General features: G+C 69.3%; 15 protein-coding genes. 9 read left to right on the top strand and 6 right to left on the bottom strand.

The genetic code is table 11. The features are described from left to right. Window positions 1–70: 70 nt before the first annotated feature. Complete coding sequence (locus SKC41_RS00800; protein WP_330975880.1) at window positions 71–1,282, bottom strand: Rv3212 family protein; 1,212 nt, start codon at window positions 1,280–1,282, stop codon at window positions 71–73. Between the two features lie 14 nt (window positions 1,283–1,296). After that, complete coding sequence (locus SKC41_RS00795; protein WP_330975879.1) at window positions 1,297–2,814, bottom strand: DEAD/DEAH box helicase; 1,518 nt, start codon at window positions 2,812–2,814, stop codon at window positions 1,297–1,299. A gap of 248 nt (window positions 2,815–3,062) precedes the next feature. Here SKC41_RS00795 and SKC41_RS00790 point away from each other — a divergent pair, with 248 nt between their 5' ends. Next, entirely contained in the window at window positions 3,063–3,758 is a 696-nt protein-coding gene (locus SKC41_RS00790; protein ID WP_330975878.1) for a ferritin-like fold-containing protein, read from the top strand. Window positions 3,759–3,762: 4 nt separating this feature from the next. Here the strand turns inward: SKC41_RS00790 and SKC41_RS00785 are convergent, their stop codons facing one another. Continuing rightward, a complete protein-coding gene (locus SKC41_RS00785) occupies window positions 3,763–4,548 on the bottom strand; it encodes an MmpS family transport accessory protein (protein WP_442931647.1) in 786 nt (261 codons plus the stop codon). A 197-nt stretch (window positions 4,549–4,745) separates the two neighbouring features. Here SKC41_RS00785 and SKC41_RS00780 point away from each other — a divergent pair, with 197 nt between their 5' ends. Then, on the top strand, window positions 4,746–5,018 hold the full coding sequence (locus SKC41_RS00780; protein WP_330975877.1) for a DUF3107 domain-containing protein: 273 nt from the start codon (window positions 4,746–4,748) through the stop codon (window positions 5,016–5,018). On the opposite strand, the gene SKC41_RS00775 is transcribed toward SKC41_RS00780, so the two are convergent. Next, window positions 5,005–5,691, bottom strand: a complete 687-nt coding sequence (locus SKC41_RS00775; RefSeq protein ID WP_330975876.1) for a TetR/AcrR family transcriptional regulator — start codon at window positions 5,689–5,691, stop codon at window positions 5,005–5,007. The genes SKC41_RS00780 and SKC41_RS00775 overlap by 14 nt on opposite strands. 188 nt (window positions 5,692–5,879) lie before the next feature. Between SKC41_RS00775 and SKC41_RS00770 the strand changes: the two genes are divergently transcribed. The 3 genes from SKC41_RS00770 (at window position 5,880) to SKC41_RS00760 (ending at window position 9,147) form a co-directional block, all read left to right on the top strand. Then, the gene (locus SKC41_RS00770) at window positions 5,880–6,908 is read left to right on the top strand and encodes a DUF3152 domain-containing protein (protein ID WP_330975875.1); all 1,029 of its coding nucleotides are present in this window, start codon (window positions 5,880–5,882) and stop codon (window positions 6,906–6,908) included. A gap of 81 nt (window positions 6,909–6,989) precedes the next feature. After that, the gene (moeZ, locus tag SKC41_RS00765) at window positions 6,990–8,183 is read left to right on the top strand and encodes an adenylyltransferase/sulfurtransferase MoeZ (RefSeq protein WP_330975874.1); all 1,194 of its coding nucleotides are present in this window, start codon (window positions 6,990–6,992) and stop codon (window positions 8,181–8,183) included. A 109-nt stretch (window positions 8,184–8,292) separates the two neighbouring features. After that, a complete protein-coding gene (locus SKC41_RS00760) occupies window positions 8,293–9,147 on the top strand; it encodes a TIGR02569 family protein (protein ID WP_330975873.1) in 855 nt (284 codons plus the stop codon). On the opposite strand, the gene SKC41_RS00755 is transcribed toward SKC41_RS00760, so the two are convergent. Then, on the bottom strand, window positions 9,144–9,449 hold the full coding sequence (locus SKC41_RS00755) for an MGMT family protein (RefSeq protein ID WP_330975872.1): 306 nt from the start codon (window positions 9,447–9,449) through the stop codon (window positions 9,144–9,146). The genes SKC41_RS00760 and SKC41_RS00755 overlap by 4 nt on opposite strands. A 2-nt stretch (window positions 9,450–9,451) precedes the next feature. Further along, a complete protein-coding gene (locus tag SKC41_RS00750) occupies window positions 9,452–10,237 on the bottom strand; it encodes an alpha/beta fold hydrolase (RefSeq protein WP_330975871.1) in 786 nt (261 codons plus the stop codon). Window positions 10,238–10,317: 80 nt separating this feature from the next. Between SKC41_RS00750 and SKC41_RS00745 the strand changes: the two genes are divergently transcribed. From SKC41_RS00745 to nudC, 4 genes are all read left to right on the top strand, one after another. Next, on the top strand, window positions 10,318–13,431 hold the full coding sequence (locus SKC41_RS00745) for an ATP-dependent helicase (RefSeq protein WP_330975870.1): 3,114 nt from the start codon (window positions 10,318–10,320) through the stop codon (window positions 13,429–13,431). Then, window positions 13,428–16,718: an ATP-dependent helicase gene (locus SKC41_RS00740; protein ID WP_330975869.1), complete on the top strand. Its 3,291-nt coding sequence runs from the start codon at window positions 13,428–13,430 to the stop codon at window positions 16,716–16,718. Before SKC41_RS00745 ends, SKC41_RS00740 begins: the two co-directional genes overlap by 4 nt. 89 nt (window positions 16,719–16,807) lie before the next feature. Next, window positions 16,808–17,878: a potassium channel family protein gene (locus tag SKC41_RS00735; RefSeq protein WP_330975868.1), complete on the top strand. Its 1,071-nt coding sequence runs from the start codon at window positions 16,808–16,810 to the stop codon at window positions 17,876–17,878. 81 nt (window positions 17,879–17,959) lie between these two features. Continuing rightward, window positions 17,960–18,883: an NAD(+) diphosphatase gene (gene nudC / locus SKC41_RS00730; protein ID WP_330975867.1), complete on the top strand. Its 924-nt coding sequence runs from the start codon at window positions 17,960–17,962 to the stop codon at window positions 18,881–18,883. Window positions 18,884–18,885 lie beyond the last annotated feature (2 nt).

Raw genomic sequence — 18,885 nt, 5'->3', positions numbered from 1 at the left:
CGGTCGGCGTGTCGTCGCCCTGAGCGCACACTGGACGTCGCAGTTGCCATAGGGCGTCGAGGCGTCGGCGTCAGCCCAGCGCGACCACGGTGTCGCCGCGCTGCTCGAACACCCGGGAGCCCGATACCGCCGGGACCACCGCGCGGGTGGTCGGGGCCCGCTCCACCGGGATGTAGCGTTCGTTGGCTCCGGTCATCGGGTCATAGACGCCGATGCCGCCGGTGACCGGAATCAGCAGCTTGCCGGCCATCATGGTGCCGGGTCCCAACGGGACCGTCTTGTCGCCCGCGGCGATGGTGTAGCGCAGGGTCAGGGTGCTTGCCTCGAACACCAACACGGAATCGCCGGTCCACCAGGTCACCAGGTTGCCCGCCTGCGACACCGCCGAGTCCGTCGGCGCCTGGGGCAGCAGCGCGCTCGACACCGTGGTGCCCATCTCATCGATCACGTCGACCCTGGGCTGCGGTGTCGGCAGATAGACGGCCGTGTTGCTTTGCCAGACGGTGAGCACGCGCGCGCCCGAGTTCGCCTTGATCCCGGGCTCGGACACGAGATGCTGCCGGGGTTCGTCGTCTTCCTTGCCCGGGCGCAGCAGGGCCAGGCGCAGGTCGCCCTGGTTTCCGCAGCTCTCCAGCACCGACACCTCCAACGAGCTGGCCGCCCCCGAGTACAGCTGGCATCCGGAGTGCAGTCCCCGCGACGACGGTTTCACCCGAGCGTCGGTCTCGCCGTAGGCCAGCATCCGGACCATGTCGGAGCGCCACAGCTCCAAGCGCGTATCCCCGACCGACAACACCGTCGTGCCGTCCGAGGACAGTCGCACCCGCGGGTCGGCGTAGCTACTGCGGGCGGCCCCCCGGCGGCCGGTGGTCCCGTCGATGGTGCTGACCTGGCCGCAACCGCGGTCGTCGCGGTAAACGGCGACCGCGAAGTGGTAGACCCAGGACACGCCGCACAGGTCGCTGTCGCGGGAGTAACTCCAGCGCGTCTGGCCGGTGCCGGCGTCGCGGCCGTCCACCTCACGGCCGTCGCCGGTGGTGACCGTCCCGCCCACGATCACGGGTGCCGTGGTGGCGGAGCTGGGCGCGGTCCACAGCTGCTTCAGACTGGCCGGCACCTGCTTGGCCGGCGTCGGGTTGGGCGCCGGCGTCGCGGCGGGCCGGCTGATCGTGGCCCGGGCATCGCTGGTCCACCAGATCAGCGACGCGGTCGCTGCGACGACGACCGCGATCGCCGCGGCGGCCAGCAGATCGCCTTTGGTCCGGCGTTCCGGTTTGACCATGCCTGGGTGTCGGCTCAGTTGGCGGGCGTGGCGGCTTCCGCCGGCTTGCGGCGACGGCGGCGACGACGGGGGTTGGCGCCGCCACTACTGCCACCGCCGGTCGCCGAGTCCGACGGCGCCTCAGGGGCGGCCTCGCCATCACTGCCGTTGCCGCCCGGGTGGCCACTCACGGGCTCACCGCCGCGGGTACGCCGCCGCCTGTTGGCCGAGCGTGCTCGCGCCGGCCTGTCCGATGTCGTGGTGCGTTCGGTGCGGTCGGTCTCGCGACGCTTGACCGGCGACTTCTTCGGCGCACCGATCGTGCCGGTGGCCTCGCCCGGAATGCCCATCTCGGTGTACAGGTGCGGCGAGTTGGAGTACGTCTCGGCCGGATCGGGGGAGCCCAGGTTCAGCGCCTTGTCGATGGCCGTCCAGCGCGGCAGTTCGTCCCAGTCCACCAGGGTCACGGCGATTCCGGTCTTACCGGCGCGTCCGGTACGGCCGATCCGGTGCACGTAGGCCTGTTCGTCCTCAGGGATCTGGTAGTTGATGACGTGGGTGATGTCATCGATGTCGATACCGCGGGCGGCCACGTCGGTGGCCACCAGCACGTCGACGTCGCCGGCCCGAAACGCCTTGAGCGCCTTCTCGCGGGCGATCTGCCCGAGATCGCCATGCACGGCGCCGACCTTGAAGCCGCGCTCGGCCAGCTCGTCGGCGACCTTCTGCGCGGTGCGCTTGGTGCGGGTGAAGATCATCGTCGCGCCGCGGCCGTCGGCCTGCAGTATCCGGCTGACCATCTCCACCTTGTCCAGCGCGTGGGCGCGGTAGACGAACTGCTCGGTGGTGTCGTGGGTGGCCGCCGAGTGCGGTGCCTCGGCGCGGATGTGGGTGGGCTGCACCATGAAGGTGCGGGCCAGCGTGATGATCGGGTCCGGCATGGTCGCCGAGAACAGCATCGACTGCCGGTCGGCCGGGATCTGGCGCAGGATGCGCTCGATATCCGGCAGGAAGCCCAAGTCCAGCATCTCGTCGGCCTCGTCGAGCACCAGCACCGACAATCCGCCGAGCTGCAGGTGGCCCTGCTGGGAGAGGTCGAGCAGTCGGCCCGGGGTGCCCACCACGACGTCGGCGCCGGTGCGCAGCGCGTCGATCTGGGGTTCGTAGGCCCGTCCGCCGTAGATCGACACCACCGACAGGCGGCGGCCTTCGTCGGCGGTCAGATGCTTGGCGGCGGCAGCCAGGTCCTCGGTGACCTGCAGACACAGTTCCCGGGTGGGCACCACGATCAGGGCGCGCGGCGTGCCGTTGAGCGGCCGCGCGTCGCCGCCGTTGGTGATGCGCTGCAGCAGCGGCACACCGAAGGCGAGGGTCTTGCCCATACCGGTGCGGGCCTGGCCGATGACGTCGTCACCGGACAGCGCCATCGGCAGGGTGAGTTCCTGGATGGCAAAGGCATGCTCGATGCCCTTTTCGGCGAGCGCCCGGACGATTTCGTCGCGTACGCCGAGTTCGGCAAAAGTCGGTTCAGTCTTGCTTGTCAATGCAGTCATGCGTGAGTGATGTACCTTTCGGTGACTTATTCGATTGGGTCGGTTTTCTCTCGCGGTCACGCGCGCACGAGTTCCGACTCCAAGTCGCCGAGTCACCGGGCCCTGCTGAGATTGGGCGGGCCAGCTGTGCACGCACATTTTCGCCGATAGCGGCAGTGCAAAGAAATACAGCCACTATCAATCTGCATGATAGCTGGTCGACAGCTCATCCCCATCTTCTGCCAGGTCTGCCGACTACAGTGATGCCCATGACTTCGGCCTCCTCTGCCGACCAAGTAGACGAATCGCCTTCCGTAGGACTGACCGCGGACCATCCAGGCGTCAACGAGCTGTTCGCAGTGCTCGCCTATGGCGAGGTGGCCGCGTTTTACCGGCTGACTGACGAGGCTCGGATGGCCCCTGACCTGCGGGGTCGCATATCAATGGCGAGCATGGCGGCCGCCGAGATGCAGCACTACGAGCTGCTGCACGACGCCCTGGAAAGCCGCGGCGTCGACGTGGTGTCGGCCATGTCGAAATACGTATCGGCGCTGGAGAACTACCACCGGCTGACGATGCCCAGCACATGGCTGGAAGCGCTGGTCAAGACCTACGTTGGCGACGCGCTGGCCGCCGACCTCTACCTCGAGATCGCCGACAAGCTGCCCGACGAGGTCGCCGACGTGGTGCGCGCTGCCCTGTCCGAGACCGGGCACTCGCAGTTCGTCGTCGCCGAGGTGCGCGCCGCGGTGACCGCGAGCGGCAAACAGCGCAGCCGGCTGGCGCTGTGGGCCCGCCGGCTGTACGGCGAAGCGTTCACCCAGGCCCAATACCTGTTGGCCGATCATGACGAGCTGGTCGACCTGGTGGTGTCCGGTGCCGGCGGCCTGGGTCAGCTCAGCGCGTTCTTCGAGCGTCTGCAGCAAACCCACGAGCGGCGGATGCGCGAGCTCGGTCTGGGCTGAAGCCCTACTTGGTGCAGGTCGCCAGGTTCGAGCCGTTGGCCGACGCCACCTCGACCTGACCCGCGGCGTTGACGATCGCGCAGTTCAGCTTGCCCACGATGCTGGTCGCGACGACCGATTGGGTCGTCACCCCCGGATTCAGCACGACAACCTTGGTCCAGGGCAGCGACACGTTGAACTCGGTCTGAGGGTAGCCACGGGCGTCGGTGTAGACGACGTTCACCAGGTCCAGCAGCGTCTTCGTCCCGGTCACGCTGTAGTAGATGGTGCTGGGATTCACCGTGGCCCTTGGTGCTACGACCGCGGGCGGCGGCACGGCCAGCGGCGGAGTCGTCAGCGCCGCGCTCGGCGGGGCCAGCGTCGTGACGGTCTCCGGCGGTAGCTGGGGCGCTTGCGACGTGCTCGGTACCGGGCGCTGCGTCGCGCTCGGCGGGCTGCTGGTCCGCGGTGCGGACGTGGTGGGAGCAGGCGGCGCGATGGTGGCCTTCGTCGACGCGCTGTCGCCGCTGTTGATGATCACCGCGGTCGCGATCGCGCCGATCGCCACCACCGCGCCGAGCACCGCGACCGCGGGGCGCCAGGAGCCGATCGGCCAGAGGAGCTCCTTGAGCTCGTCGTACTCGTATTCGTCGGTCGGGTGCTCGTCGTCGGCGTACTCGTCATCGTCGTAGCCGTCATCGTCGTAGCCGTCATAGCCGGCTCCGTCGTAGTCGTCGTCATCGGGGTAGTCGTGGGCGACGCCACGAGCTAGGCCGGCGCGATCATCGAGTGTGTATCTGATGATGCCGATGTTACTGAGGTGAATAGCCGAAAACGGCCGCCGCGAGCCACCTTGATCAGGCTGGGAGCCAATCGTTATCTGCCGTTCGACAGCGCTTCGCTTACCGCGAACTCCCCGCTGTCACCCTCTGCTCGGAGCGCACCGGCCGCGTCCACTAACCTGCTGCTTGAGACGCCTGGGACGGAACAGCAACGGAAGGGGCCATCGTGGAGGTCAAGGTCGGTATCACGGACAGTCCGCGCGAGCTGGTCTTCGCCAGTCCGCAGACGCCTGCAGAAGTCGAGGAGGCCGTGAGTGCCGCGCTGCGCGAAGGCTCGGGTCTGCTGGGCCTCACCGACGAGAAGGGCCGCCGCTATCTGATCCACTCCGCCAAGATCGCCTACGTCGAGATCGGTGCCGCCGACGGCCGTCGGGTCGGCTTCGGAATCGGGTCGGACGCCGGCGCGCACTCCGGCGGTAAGCGCGCTAAGAGCGAGTAAGCGGCACGTGTGACAACCCGCCCCAGGCGAACGCCACGGTGCCGTCGACGGCGTCCGACTTCGAGATCGGGCGGTCGGAGTCCAGCCAGTACCTGGCGCAGTCGACGCTGATGCCGACCAGGCCGACGGCGATCATCCGGGCGCGGTGCGGGTCGAGGCCGGAATCGGCGCTGATCAGCGCGAATACCGCGTCGATACACGATTCAGTGGCCGCTCGCACCTGTGCGGCGACATCGGGCTCGGTGACGTAGTCGTTCTCGAAGATCAGCCGGTACCCCTGGCTGTCGTGCTCGATGAAGTCGAAGAAGGCCTGAACGGCCGCGTGCAGCCGCCGCCGGTTATCGGTGGTGGTGCTCAATGCGTTCTGCACACCCGAGACCAGGTTGTCGACGTGGCGATTGAGCACCGCCAGATACAGCTCCAGCTTGCTGGAAAAGTGTTGGTACAGAACGGGTTTACTGACTCCCGCCCGATCGGCGATCTCATCCATGCCGGCCGCGTGGTAGCCATGGTCGACGAAGACATCGCTGGCCACGATCAGCAGTTGGCCGCGACGCTCGTCACGCGGCAACCTGTTCCCTCGCCGGTTCGTGGTCGCTATGCCGTCACTCGGCCGACCGCGGTCACCCGATCTGACGGCACGCCGTGCCGCCGACTTGGCGAGATCGCTCACTTGGTCCTCATTTGGATTGTGGCGACCGACCATCAGATATCGACAAGCCGGCCGCGCGCCGCTCGTCGCACAGACATTACTACCCATGGTGTACCTGTGACCGGCATCGGCACCGTCCGCGCAGGCCGAACCGGTGTCGTAGGGCGCGCCAGGGACACCCGGCGTCGCGGCTGTGCCATCCTGGGGCAATGACGTCCGAGCCGCCCGTGCACGGCAGCGGTCGAGTGCCGATGCTGCGTGACGAGTGGCGAGAACCGCTTCGCGCCCTGCGGGATCCGGTCGCGGTGGGCACCGGACGCGCCCGCGCCGATCGCGACCGTCCCCGCCAATGGCGGAAACAATCGTGGCTGGGCCGGTTCGTCTCCACCTACGGCTGGCGCGCGTATGCGCTGCCCGTTCTGGTGGCGTTGACCGCGGTGGTCATCTACCAGACGGTGACCGGCGTCGGCGCGCCGCAGCCGACGGCGACCAAGCCGACAATCCAAGGACCACCGGCCATCGGGGCGGTCGGCACGGCCATCCTCGACGCACCGCCGCGCGGCCTGGCCACCTTCGACGCCAATCTGCCGGCCGGGACGCTGCCGGACGGTGGCCCGTTCACCGAAGCCGGCGACAAGACCTGGCATGTCGTGCCCGGCACCACGCCGCAGATCGGCCAAGGCACCGCCAAGGTGTTCCGGTATACCGTCGAGGTCGAGAACGGTCTGGATCCCGCGATGTTCGGCGGGGACGATGCGTTCGCCACGATGGTCGATCAGACGCTGGCCAACCCCAAGGGCTGGACGCACAATCCGCAGTTCGCGTTCGTCAGGATCGATAACGGCAAACCCGACTTCCGGATTTCGCTGGTGTCTCCGGTGACGGTGCGCGAGGGGTGCGGCTACGAGTTCCGGCTGGAGACCTCCTGCTACAACCCGGCCTACGGCCCGGAGCGCCAAGCCCGGGTGTTCGTCAACGAGGCGCGCTGGGTGCGCGGCGCCGTGCCGTTCGAGGGCGACGTCGGCTCGTACCGGCAGTACGTCATCGACCACGAGGTCGGCCACGCCATCGGCTACGTGCGCCACGAGGCGTGCGATAAGCAGGGTGGATTGGCGCCGGTGATGATGCAGCAGACGTTCTCCACCTCCAACGACGACGCCGCGAAGTTCGACCCGGAGTACGTCAAGGCCGACGGCAAGACCTGCCGCTTCAACCCCTGGCCGTATCCGATCGCCTAACAAGCCGTCGGGGAAGCATCGCCGGCGATCGAAGCGTTGACTGGAGAAGTTGAGTCGCAAAGCTGACCGAGGAGATGTTCGGTGTCCACATCGTTGCCGCCGCTAGTCGATCCTGCCGGCGAGCTGAGTCGCGACGAAGTGGCGCGCTATAGCCGCCATCTGATCATTCCGGACCTGGGCGTCGACGGGCAGAAACGGCTGAAGAACGCGCGGGTGCTGGTGATCGGCGCCGGTGGGCTCGGCGCGCCGGCGCTGCTGTACCTGGCCGCGGCGGGCGTCGGGACGATCGGCATCGTCGACTTCGACGTCGTCGACGAGTCGAACCTGCAGCGTCAGATCATCCACGGCACCGCCGACGTCGGACGCGCCAAGGCGCAGTCGGCGCGCGACTCGATCCACGCGATCAATCCGCTGGTGCAGGTGCGGCTGCACGAGTTCCGGCTGGAGGCGAGCAACGCCGTCGACCTGTTCAGTCAGTACGACCTGATCGTCGACGGCACCGACAACTTCGCCACCCGCTATCTGGTCAACGACGCCGCGGTGCTGGCCGGCAAGCCCTATATCTGGGGATCGATCTACCGCTTCGAAGGTCAGGTCTCGGTGTTCTGGGAGGACGCCCCCGCCGACGAAGCCGGCAATGAGCGCGGCCTGAACTACCGCGACCTCTACCCGGAGCCGCCGCCGCCCGGCATGGTTCCGTCGTGCGCCGAGGGAGGCGTGCTCGGCATCATCTGCGCGTCGATCGCGTCGGTGATGGGCACCGAGGCGATCAAGCTGATCACCGGTATCGGTGAACCGTTGCTAGGCCGGCTGATGATTTACGACGCGCTGGAGATGAGCTACCGCACGATCAAGATCCGCAAGGACCCGGCCACGCCGCGGATCACCGAATTGATCGACTACGAGGCGTTTTGCGGTGCGGTTTCCGACGATGCCGCCGAGGCGGTCACCGGCTCGACGATCACCCCGGCCGAGCTGCGCGCATTGCTGGACTCGGGCAAGAAGCTGGCCCTGATCGATGTTCGCGAGCCGGTTGAGTGGGACATCAATCACATCGACGGCGCCCAGCTGATCCCGAATTCGTCGATCAGCTCCGGCGAGGGTCTGAAAAAGCTGCCGCACGACCGCAAGGCGGTGCTGTATTGCAAGACGGGCGTGCGCTCGGCCGAGGCGTTGGCCGCGGTGAAGAAGGCCGGTTTCGCCGATGCCGTCCACTTGCAGGGTGGCATCGTGGCGTGGGCACAGCAGATGCAGCCCGACATGGTGATGTACTGACGCTCGCCAGCGCGCCGCGCGGACCTGCATCATCTCCCCGCTGAGCCGATTGCCGGCCTCCTCAGCGCGTCGTAACGACGCGCATCGTCGCCCGGCTAGGCTAACCCCCGTGAGCGTCGAACCACCGCCGGAGCATGTGCTTTCGGCGTTTGGTTTGGCCGGTGTCGAGCCCATCGCGCTGGGCGCCAGCTGGGAAGGCGGCTGGCGGTGCGGCGAGGTCGTCCTCTCGGTCGTGGCGGACCACGCGCGCGCGGCCTGGTCTGCGCGAGTGCGGGAAACGCTGTTCGTCGACGGGGTGCGGCTGGCCCGTCCGGTCCGCTCGACCGACGGGCGCTACGTGGTCTCCGGATGGCGGGCGGACACGTTCGTCGCCGGTACACCGGAGCCGCGCCACGACGAAGTCGTCTCCGCCGCGGTGCGGCTGCACGAGGCCACCGGCAAACTCGAACGCCCCCGATTCCTGACCCAGGGTCCGACCACGCCGTGGTCGGACGTCGACGTGTTCATCGCCGCCGACCGGTCCGCCTGGGAAGAGCGGCCACTGCAGTCGATTCCACCCGGCGCGCGCACCGCTCCGCCCAGCGCCGACGCCCAGCGGTCGGTCGAGCTGATCGGCCAGCTGGCCACGCTGCGCAAGCCGACCAAGAGCCCAAACCAGCTAGTGCACGGGGACCTCTACGGGACGGTGCTCTTCGTCGGCACCGCCGCGCCGGGGATCACCGACATCACGCCGTACTGGCGGCCCGCGTCGTGGGCCGCCGGTGTGGTGGTAGTCGACGCGCTGTCCTGGGGTGACGCCGACGACGGGCTGATCGAACGCTGGAACGCCCTGCCGGAGTGGCCGCAGATGTTGTTGCGCGCGTTGATGTTTCGTCTGGCGGTGCATGCGCTGCATCCCCGGTCTACCGCCGAGGCCTTCCCGGGTCTGGCCCGCACGGCGGCCCTGATCCGCCTGGTGCTCTAGTCCTGCGGAAACGCGTAGCGCACTTCGCTGAGCGCGACCCTGCCGTCGACGGACAGCACTCCTTCGGCGCGCAACAGTTCCAATTGCCGCGTCGTCAGATGCCGGGCCGGTCGTCCGGAGGCGGTGATCACCCGATGCCAGGGCAGGTCGGAGGAGTCGGTGCGCATGATCCAGCCGACGATCCGCGGGCTGGAAAGCCCTGCGACAGCGGCGATGTCGCCGTAGGTGCAGACGCGGCCGGCGGGGATCGCGGCGACCAGCGCACGCACCCGCTCGACTTGCTCCTCGGTCACCGGCGCCACGGTCAGCCGGCCTGCAGCTGCTTGCGGATCAGCGCGGCGACCTCAGTCGGTTTGGCGCCGGGCACCATGTGGTTGCACTCGTAGGTCAGCGATTCGAAGTCAGAGCCCAACCGTTGCCGCAGACCCGTGACGAGCTGCTCGGTGACGTAGGGCGGCGACGTCCACGCCGCGCGCACCAACGTCGTCGGCATTCCCGCCCGCGGAAGCACGGCGGGACGGGCCAATTCGCTCCAGTAGGACATCATTGCCGGCACGCTCACCCGCCAGCCGTAGCGCCCGCTGGGCAGCTGGACCAGGTGCTCGTCGAGTTCGGCGTCGAGCACGTCCGGATCGACGTCCGCCCAAGAGCCGGTTGCCTTTTCCATGCGTGCTTCGGCCGGGTCCGGGTAGTCGGGGGAGGAGAACATCGCCTCGGCGATCTGGCGCATCCAGTCGCCATCCAAGCCCACCGCGGGGTCGAGCAGGAGTAGGCCCGCCACCAGGTCCGGCCGGGTCGCGGCCAGGTTCATGGCCAGCCCGCCGCCGAATGAGTGCCCGACGACCAGCACCGGGGCCTCGGCCGCCTCGTCGAGCAGCGCGGCCAGCGCCGCGACGTTGGCGTCAATGGTCCACGGCGCAGCCCACGACGACCTGCCGTGGCCGATCAGATCGGGAGCGGCAATGGTGATTTCGGGCAGCTGATCGCCCAGCTGCTGCCACCGCTGGCCGTGGCCGGTCAGTCCGTGCAGGGCGAGCAGCTGCACCGGGCCGGCCGGACCGAAGCGGTGCACGTGAAGGTCGCTGGTCACGCGTTGATGATGCCAGGCGCGGGGGACACCGCCGGTCGTAGCCGGACCAACTTGTCAGACCCTCGTGATGTCATGCCGGTATGTCGTTGACCTGGGGTGCCGAGGCGAGCGCCGTGCTGGCTCCGGGCGCTCGCGGTGCGATCCGGATCCTGGGCGGCCCGGGCACCGGGAAGAGCAGCCTGCTGGTCGATGCTGCCGTCGCCGCGGTCGACGCCGGTGTCGGTCCGGAATCGGTTCTGCTGCTTACCGGTTCGGGACGGATCGGGATGCGTCAGCGCAGTGCGTTGACGATGTCGCTGCTGCGTGCCACCGGCCCGGGTCGGTCCGCGATCCGAGAGCCGGTCGTGCGCAGCGTGCACAGTTACGCCTACGCCGTCTTGCGGCGGGCGGCCGAGCGTGCCGGGGACGCCCCGCCGCGGCTGGTCACCAGCGCCGAACAGGATGCCATCATCCGCGAGCTGCTGGCCGGCGACCTCGAAGACGAGGGCACCTCCGGCTGGCCGGCGCACCTGTGGCCCGCGCTGAGCACCGCGGGATTCGCCACCGAACTGCGAAATCTGTTGGCGCGCTGCGCGGAACGCGGCGTGGACCCACAAGAGCTACAGCGCATCGGCCGGCTGTGCCGACGACCGGACTGGAGTGCGGCGGGCCGGTTCGCTCAACAGTATGAGCAGGTGATGTTGCTGCGCGCGGCGGTCGGAACCGCGGCGCCGCAAGCGACGACACCGGCGCTGGGTGCCGCCGAACTCGTGGGCGCCGCCCTGGAGGCGTTCGCGGTCGACGCTGAGCTGCTGGCCGCCGAGCGCACCCGCATCCGGGTTCTGTTGGTCGATGACGCCCAGCAACTCGACCCGCAGGCCGCGCGGCTGGTCCGGGTGTTGGCGGCGGGAAGCGAACTGGCGCTGATCGCCGGAGACCCAAATCAGGCGGTGTTCGGATTCCGGGGCGGCGAGCCGGCCGGGCTCCTCGACGGCGATTCCCCCGCGATGACGCTGACGGAGTCGCATCGGTGCGCGCCGGCGGTCGCCCGCGCCGTCAGCGGCATCGCGCGCCGGTTGCCCGGCAGCAGCGACGGACGGCACATCGATGGCACCGGCGCCGAGGCGGGATCGGTCCAGGTGCGGCTGGCGGCGTCGGCGCATGCGGAGGCCGCGCTGATCGCCGACGCGCTGCGGCGTGCGCACCTGGTCGACAACGTGCCGTGGTCACAGATGGCGGTGATCGTGCGGTCGGTGCCACGAGCCGGAGCCCGGTTACCGCGGGCGCTGGCGGCCGCCGGGGTGCCGGTCGCCGCACCCGCCATGAGCGGCTCGCTGGGCGAGGAGCCCGCGGTGCGGGCGATGCTCACGGTGCTGGCCGCGACCGCCGAGGGGCTGGACGGCGATCAGGCGCTGGCACTGCTGACCGGGCCCATCGGTCGCGTCGACCCGGTTTCGTTGCGGCAGCTGCGCCGAACCCTGATGCGCGGCAAACCCGCCGATGCGGCAGGCGGTTTCGGTGATCTGCTGGTGGCCGCGCTGGGCGGCGGCGCGCCGCCGACGTCTCGCCCGCTGCAGCGGGTGCGCGCGGTCCTCGACGCCGCCGCGCGCTGCCATCGCGACGGCCAAGACCCGCGCTACACGCTCTGGGCGGCATGGCACCGGTCCGGTCTGCAGCGGCGCTGGCTGGCGGCCAGCGAGCGCGGCGGCACCGCCGGAGCCCAGGCCACCCGGGACCTGGACGCGGTGACCGAATTGTTCGACGTCACCGACCAGTACGTGTCGCGCACCCCAGGGGCGTCGTTGCGCGGTCTGCTCGAACACGTCGCGGCGCTGCAGCTGCCGAGCGTCAAGACCGAGCCGGCATCGACGGTCGAGCAGGTCCAGGTGCTCAGTGCCCACGCCGCGTTGGGACACGAATGGGACGTGGTGGTCGTCGCCGGCCTACAGGATGGGTTGTGGCCCAACACCGTTCCGCGCGGTGGTGTGCTGGCCACCCAGCGACTGCTCGACGTCGTGGACGGTGTCGGCGCCGACGTTTCGGTGCGTGCGCCGCTGCTGGCCGAGGAACGCCGGCTGCTGGTGGCCGCGCTGGGCCGCGCCCGGCGCCGGCTGCTGGTGACCGCCGTCGACAGCGACACCGGCGGGGCGGACGGGGGAGCGGCGCTACCCTCGCCGTTCTTCTTCGAGGTTGCGCAGTGGGCCGATGAGGACACCGATCTTGCTGTAGCGCAGCCTGTTTCGGCACCGCGTGTGTTGTCGACCACAGCGCTGGTCGGCCGGTTGCGCGGTGTCGTCTGCGCGCCGGACGGCGCCGTCGACGATGAAGCTCGCCATTGTGCGGCAACGCAATTGGCCCGGCTGGCCGCCGCCGGTGTGCCGGGCGCCGACCCATCCGGCTGGCACGGTCTGACCATGGTCAGTACCAGCGATCCGCTGTGCGACGGCGGCGATGCCGTCACACTGACGCCGTCGACGCTGCAGACCCTCACCGACTGCCCGCTGCGTTGGCTGGTCGAGCGGCACGGCGGGACTGACCCGCGCGAGCTGCGGTCCACGATCGGCTCGGTGCTGCACGCGCTGATCGCCGAATCGGGCAAGACCGAAACGCAACTGCTGGCCGAGCTGGAACGAGCCTGGGAGCACTTGCCTTTCGAGGCGCGGTGGCATTCGGCCAACGAGCTGACCCGGCATCGCGCCATGATCGAGGCGTTCGTCGAGTGGCGAGCGCAAACACGCGGCGATCTGACGGAGGTCGGCGTCGAGGTCGAGGTCGACGGGGTACTGGGCACGCCCCGAGCCGACGGTGGCGAAACCCGGCTGTGCGGCCGGATCGATCGCCTGGAACGCGACGCGGCCGGCCGGCTGGTGATCGTCGACATCAAAACCGGCAAAACCCCGGTCAGCAAGGACGATGCCCAGCAGCACGCTCAGCTGGCCATGTATCAGCTGGCGGTGGCCGAAGGCTTGATCCCCGACGGCGACGAGCCCGGCGGCGCGCGGTTGATCTACGTCGGCAAGCGCGGGGCAGCCGGCGCCACCGTCCGGGAGCAGGATCCACTGACGCCGGCCGGCCGCGACGAATGGCGCGACCTGGTCATCCGCGCGGCCGACGCGACCGCCGGGCCGCAGTTCGTCGCCCGGCGCAACGAGGGCTGCTCGCATTGCCCGATCCGGCCGTCGTGTCCCGCCCACGCCGACGGGTCGGCATCATGACCCCGCGTTACAGCCCGGACGAATTGGCTTGTGCACTAGGGCTTTTCCCGCCGACCGCCGAGCAGGCCGCGGTCATCGCCGCGCCTCCTGGGCCGCTGGTCGTGATCGCGGGGGCGGGTGCGGGTAAAACCGAGACGATGGCCGCGCGGGTGGTGTGGCTGATCGCCAACGGGTACGCCGACCCCGGCCAGGTGCTGGGATTGACGTTCACCCGCAAGGCCGCCGGACAGCTGCTGCGCCGGGTCCGCTCCCGGCTGGCCCGGTTGGCCGGTATCGGCCTTGGCTACGGCGAAACCGGCCCGGCGGCCCTCGAAGCGACGGGCACCCCGGCGGTCAGCACCTATCACGCGTTCGCGGGCTCGCTGCTGCGCGACTACGGGCTGCTGCTGCCGATCGAGCCCGACACCCGGTTGCTCAGCGAGACCGAACTGTGGCAGCTCGCCTTCGACGTGGTCAACGGCTACGGCGGGCAGCTGCATACCGACAAGGCACCGGCCGCGGTCACCTCGATGGTGCTGCGACTGTGGGGCCAGCTCACCGAGCATCTGGTCGACACCGACCAACTCCGCGACACCCACCTCGAGCTGGAGCGGCTGGTGCACGCCCTGCCCGCCGGCCCCTACCAACGCGACCGCGGCCCGAGCCAATGGCTACTGCGGCTGCTGTCCGCTCAGACCGAACGCACCGAGCTGGTACCGCTGCTCGACGCGTTGCAGGAGCGGATGCGCACCGCGAAGGTCATGGACTTCGGTGTGCAAATGGCGTCGGCGGCACGGCTTGCCGCGAACTTCCCGCAGGTCGGGGAGGACCTGCGCAACCGCTACCGGGTGGTGCTGCTCGACGAGTACCAGGACACCGGCCACGCCCAGCGCGTCGCGTTGTCGGCCCTCTTCGGCGGCGGCATCGACGATGGGTTGGCGCTCACGGCGGTCGGCGATCCTATTCAGTCGATCTACGGCTGGCGCGGCGCTTCGGCAACCAACCTGCCCCGGTTCACCACCGACTTCCCGCAATCCGACGGCACTCCCGCGCCGGTTCTGGAGCTGCGGACCAGCTGGCGCAACCCGCCCAGCACCCTGCACATCGCCAATGCCATTTCGGCGGAGGCACGGCGCCGGTCCGTGGCCGTGCACGCCTTGCGATCCCGCCCCGACGCCCCGCGGGGCACCGTCCGCGCCGCGCTGCTTCCCGATGCGCAAGCCGAACGCGAGTGGATCGCCGACCACCTGCACGAGCACTACCAGCGGGCGCGTGCCGACGGCGTCAACCCGCCGACCGCCGCGGTGCTGGTGCGCCGCAACGCGGATGCCGCACCCATCGCCGATGCGCTTCGCGCGCGCGGGATCCCGGTTGAGGTCGTCGGGCTGGCCGGCCTGCTGTCCATCCCGGAGGTGGCCGAATTGGTGGCCATGCTGCGCCTGGTCGCCGACCCGACGGCCGGTGCGGCGGCAATGCGGGTACTGACCGGGCCGCGCTGGCGCCTGGGCGGCCGGGATGTCGCCGCCCTCTGGCGGCGTGCCGCATCGCTTGGCGCGGGGCGCCCCGCAGATGCGTCCTCGGCCGAGTCGATCGCGATGGCCGCGGACCCCTCCAACATCGAGGCCGACACCGCGTGTCTGGCCGATGCGATCGGTGATCCCGGCCCGGCCACCGCGTATTCGGCTGCGGGATATCAACGCATTACCGCCCTGGCCGCCGAACTCAGCGCCCTGCGTGGCCACTTGGGGCATTCGCTACCCGACCTGGTCGCCGAGGTGCGGCGCGCGCTGGGTATCGACTGCGAGGTCCGTGCCGCCGCGGGTCATGGCGGCTGGGCCGGCACCGAACATCTCGACGCCTTCGCCGACGTGGTCGCCGCTTACGCGGAACGAACGAGCGCGATAGACGTGTCGGCTGCGGCGCCGGTGCTGGGATTGCTGGCCTACCTGGACGCCGCCGAGGTTGTCGAAAACGGTTTAGCGCCTGCGCCGTTGACGGTCGCGAGGGATAGGGTCCAGGTGCTCACCGTGCACTCCGCGAAGGGCTTGGAGTGGCAAGTGGTCGCGGTGGCCCACCTGTCCGGCGCAACGTTCCCGTCGACCGCGTCGCGCAGCAGCTGGTTGACCGATGCGGCGGAATTGCCGCCGTTGTTGCGCGGCGATCGCGCTTCGGCGGGCTCGCTGGGCATTCCGGTGTTGGACCTCTCGGATGTCACCAGTCGAAAGCAGCTGTCGGACAAGATTGCCGAGCATCGGCGGCAGCTGGAGCAGCGGCGCGTCGACGAAGAGCGCCGATTGCTCTACGTCGGGATCACCCGGGCCGAGGACACCCTGCTGGTCTCCGGTCATCACTGGGGACCCACCGGGATCAAACCGCGCGGGCCGTCGGACTTCCTGTGTGAACTCAAGGACGTCATCGAGCGGTCGGCCGCGGCCGGCGAACCCTGCGGGGTGGTGGAGCAGTGGGCGCCGGCGCCCGTCGACGGCGATCGAAACCCACTGCGCGACAACGTTATTGAAGCGATATGGCCTGCCGATCCGCTGGCCTCGCGGCGCACCGACGTCGAACGTGGGGCAGCGCTGGTGGCCGCCGCGATGGCGGTCCCGGCGAAAGACTGCGTGGACGTCGACGGCTGGGCTGCCGACGTCGATGCGTTACTGGCCGAGCGTGCTCGCTGCGAACGACGAGTCGAACGCGCCCTGCCCAGCCAGTTGTCCGTCAGTGGCCTGGTTGACCTGGCCCGCGATCCCGAGGGCGCGGTCCGGCGGATGGTGCATCGCCTGCCGACTCGTCCTGATCCACATGCATTGCTGGGCAATGCCTTTCACTCCTGGGTGCAACAGTTCTACGGAACCGAGGGGCTCTTCGACCTCGGCGACCTGCCGGGTGCGGCGGATTCCGATGTCGGCCACACCGCAGAATTGGCCGCGCTGCAGGAGGCATTCACCCGATCGCGGTGGGCGGCCCGCACACCCATCGCCGTCGAGGTCCCGTTCGAGATGCCGATCGGCGACACCGTCGTGCGCGGGCGCATCGACGCCGTCTTCGCCGAACCCGACGGCGGTGCCACCGTCGTGGACTGGAAGACCGGCGAACCGCCGCGCGGTGCCGAGGCGATGCGACAGGCCGCCATCCAGCTCGCCGTCTACCGCTTGGCGTGGGCGGCGTTGGCCGGATGCCCGGAGTCCTCGGTGCGGACCGCGTTCCATTACGTACGCACCGGCGCCACCGTGGTCCCCGACGAATTGCCCGATCTCACCGAGCTGGCACGGCTGGCCCCCCACCGCGAGCGTGAGGTCGCCGTCTGAGGCCATCAAGTGTCTGTCGACCGGCGATCGTGGTTACATTTGTGTCGTGCGTGTGGCGTGCGGTGTTGTCCAGCCAATGATGGACCGCTGTGCCCAACGGTAGGTTGCGACGGCTGAGAGGTCTCGACGAGAGACTGACCACCCAGCCCGGTCACTTGCTGATCGGCGTGTTGCGTATCCCCGAAGACCACGGCAGCCCGGCCCGTGTCATCACCCGCCGGCTGATCATCGCGCTGCTGGTCTTGTTCGGTGCCGCCCTGGTCGTCTACCTGGACCGCAACGGCTACCGCGACGTGCGCGGTGGACGGCTGACGTTCCTGGACTGCCTGTATTTCTCGGCGGTCTCGCTGTCAACGACCGGTTATGGCGACATCACACCGATTACCGAAACCGCGCGCCTGGTCAACACCGTCGTCTTCACCCCGCTGCGCATCGCGTTCCTGGTCGTGTTGGTCGGAACGACGCTCGAGGTGCTGTCCGAGCGGTCCCGGCAGGGGTGGAAAATCCAGCGTTGGAGGAACAGAGTGCGTAACCACACCATCGTGATCGGGTACGGCACCAAGGGCAAACGTGCCGTCGCCGCCCGGGTCAGCGACGAGGCCGCTCAGGGCGAAGTCGTCGTCGTCGATACCGATCGCAGCGCCCTCGAGCACGCCACCACCGCCGGGCTGGTCACCGTGCACGGCGACGGCACCAAGTCCGACGTGCTGCGGCTGGCCGGGGCGCAGCACGCGTCGTCGATCATCGTGGCCACCAACCGTGACGACACCGCCGTGCTGGTGACCCTGACGGCACGCGAAATCGCGCCCAAGGCCAGAATCGTGGCCGCCATCCGGGAAGCCGAGAACTCGCACCTGCTGCAGCAATCGGGGGCGGACTCGGTGGTCGTCTCCTCGGAGACCGCCGGCCGGCTGCTCGGTCTGGCCACCACCACGCCCAGCGTCGTGGAGATGATCGAGGATCTGCTCACCCCGGACGCCGGGCTGGCAATCGCCGAACGCGAAGTGGAGGCGAGCGAGGTGGGCGGATCGCCGCGGCACCTGCGCGACATCGTGCTCGGCGTCGTGCGCGACGGACATCTGCTCCGCATCGGCGCACCCGAAGTCGACGCCATCGAGGCCACCGACCGGCTGCTCTACATCAAAAACGCGGGGCATTAGTGGCGATCGCACGCGCGGCGAAGCCGGGCGAAGTCCCCCGCAGGCGGGCGGTGCCCCCGGGTCGGCACCAGGAGGCATAGCGTGGACTTTCAGCTGAGCAGTGTTCCGCTGCTCTCGCGCGTCGGCGCCGACCGGGCCGATCAATTGCGTACCGATGTCGAGGCGGCCACCGTCGGGTGGGCGGATGCGGCACTGCTGCGGGTCGACTCGCGCAACCAGGTGCTGGTCGCCAACGGCCGGGTGGTGCTCGGCGCGGCGGCCGAACTGGGCGAAAAGCCGCCGCACGACGCTGTTTTCCTCGGCCGCATCGAGAACGACCAGCATGTCTGGGCCATCCGGGGAGCGCTGCAGGCACCCGAGGACCCGGATGCTCAAACCGAGGTGGTGAACCTGCGCAGCCTCGGCCCGATCTTCGACGACACCAGCAGCCAGCTGGTGTCGTCGGCCGTTGCGCTGCTGAATTGGCATGACAGGGCGCGGTTTAGCGCGGTGGACGGCTCCCCGACGAAACCGGCCCGGGCGGGCTGGTCGCGAGTTAACCCGGTCACCGGGCACGAGGAGTTCCCGCGCATCGACCCGGCGGTCATCTGTCTGGTGCACGACGGCGGCGACCGCGCAGTGCTGGCCCGCCAGGCTGTGTGGCCCGAGCGAATGTTCTCCCTGCTGGCCGGATTCGTAGAAGCCGGAGAGTCTTTCGAGGTCTGCGTGGTCCGGGAGATCCGCGAGGAAATCGGCCTGAACGTGACCGATGTTCGCTACCTGGGCAGTCAGCCGTGGCCCTTTCCTCGTTCGCTGATGGTCGGCTTCCATGCGTTGGGCGACCCCGACGAGGAATTCGCGTTCAACGACGGCGAGATCGCCGAGGCGGCCTGGTTCACCCGCGACGAGGTGCGCGCGGCGCTGGCCGTCGGCGACTGGAGTAGTTCGTCGGAGTCGAAACTGCTTCTGCCAGGCTCGATTTCGATCGCGCGGGTGATCATCGAATCCTGGGCGGAACTCGACTGAAG

This window comes from Mycobacterium sp. 050128, assembly GCF_036409155.1.
GTDB lineage: Bacteria > Actinomycetota > Actinomycetes > Mycobacteriales > Mycobacteriaceae > Mycobacterium.
This window is presented reverse-complemented; position numbering and strand designations above follow the sequence as displayed.

What these genes read in the sequence shown, in the direction of transcription:
- SKC41_RS00800 (WP_330975880.1), bottom strand. Translation starts at nt 1,282, where the DNA reads ATGGTCAAACCGGAACGCCGGACCAAAGGCGATCTGCTGGCCGCCGCG.
- SKC41_RS00795 (WP_330975879.1), bottom strand. Translation starts at nt 2,814, where the DNA reads ATGACTGCATTGACAAGCAAGACTGAACCGACTTTTGCCGAACTCGGC.
- SKC41_RS00790 (WP_330975878.1), top strand. Translation starts at nt 3,063, where the DNA reads ATGACTTCGGCCTCCTCTGCCGACCAAGTAGACGAATCGCCTTCCGTA.
- SKC41_RS00770 (WP_330975875.1), top strand. Translation starts at nt 5,880, where the DNA reads ATGACGTCCGAGCCGCCCGTGCACGGCAGCGGTCGAGTGCCGATGCTG.
- SKC41_RS00745 (WP_330975870.1), top strand. Translation starts at nt 10,318, where the DNA reads ATGTCGTTGACCTGGGGTGCCGAGGCGAGCGCCGTGCTGGCTCCGGGC.
- SKC41_RS00740 (WP_330975869.1), top strand. Translation starts at nt 13,428, where the DNA reads ATGACCCCGCGTTACAGCCCGGACGAATTGGCTTGTGCACTAGGGCTT.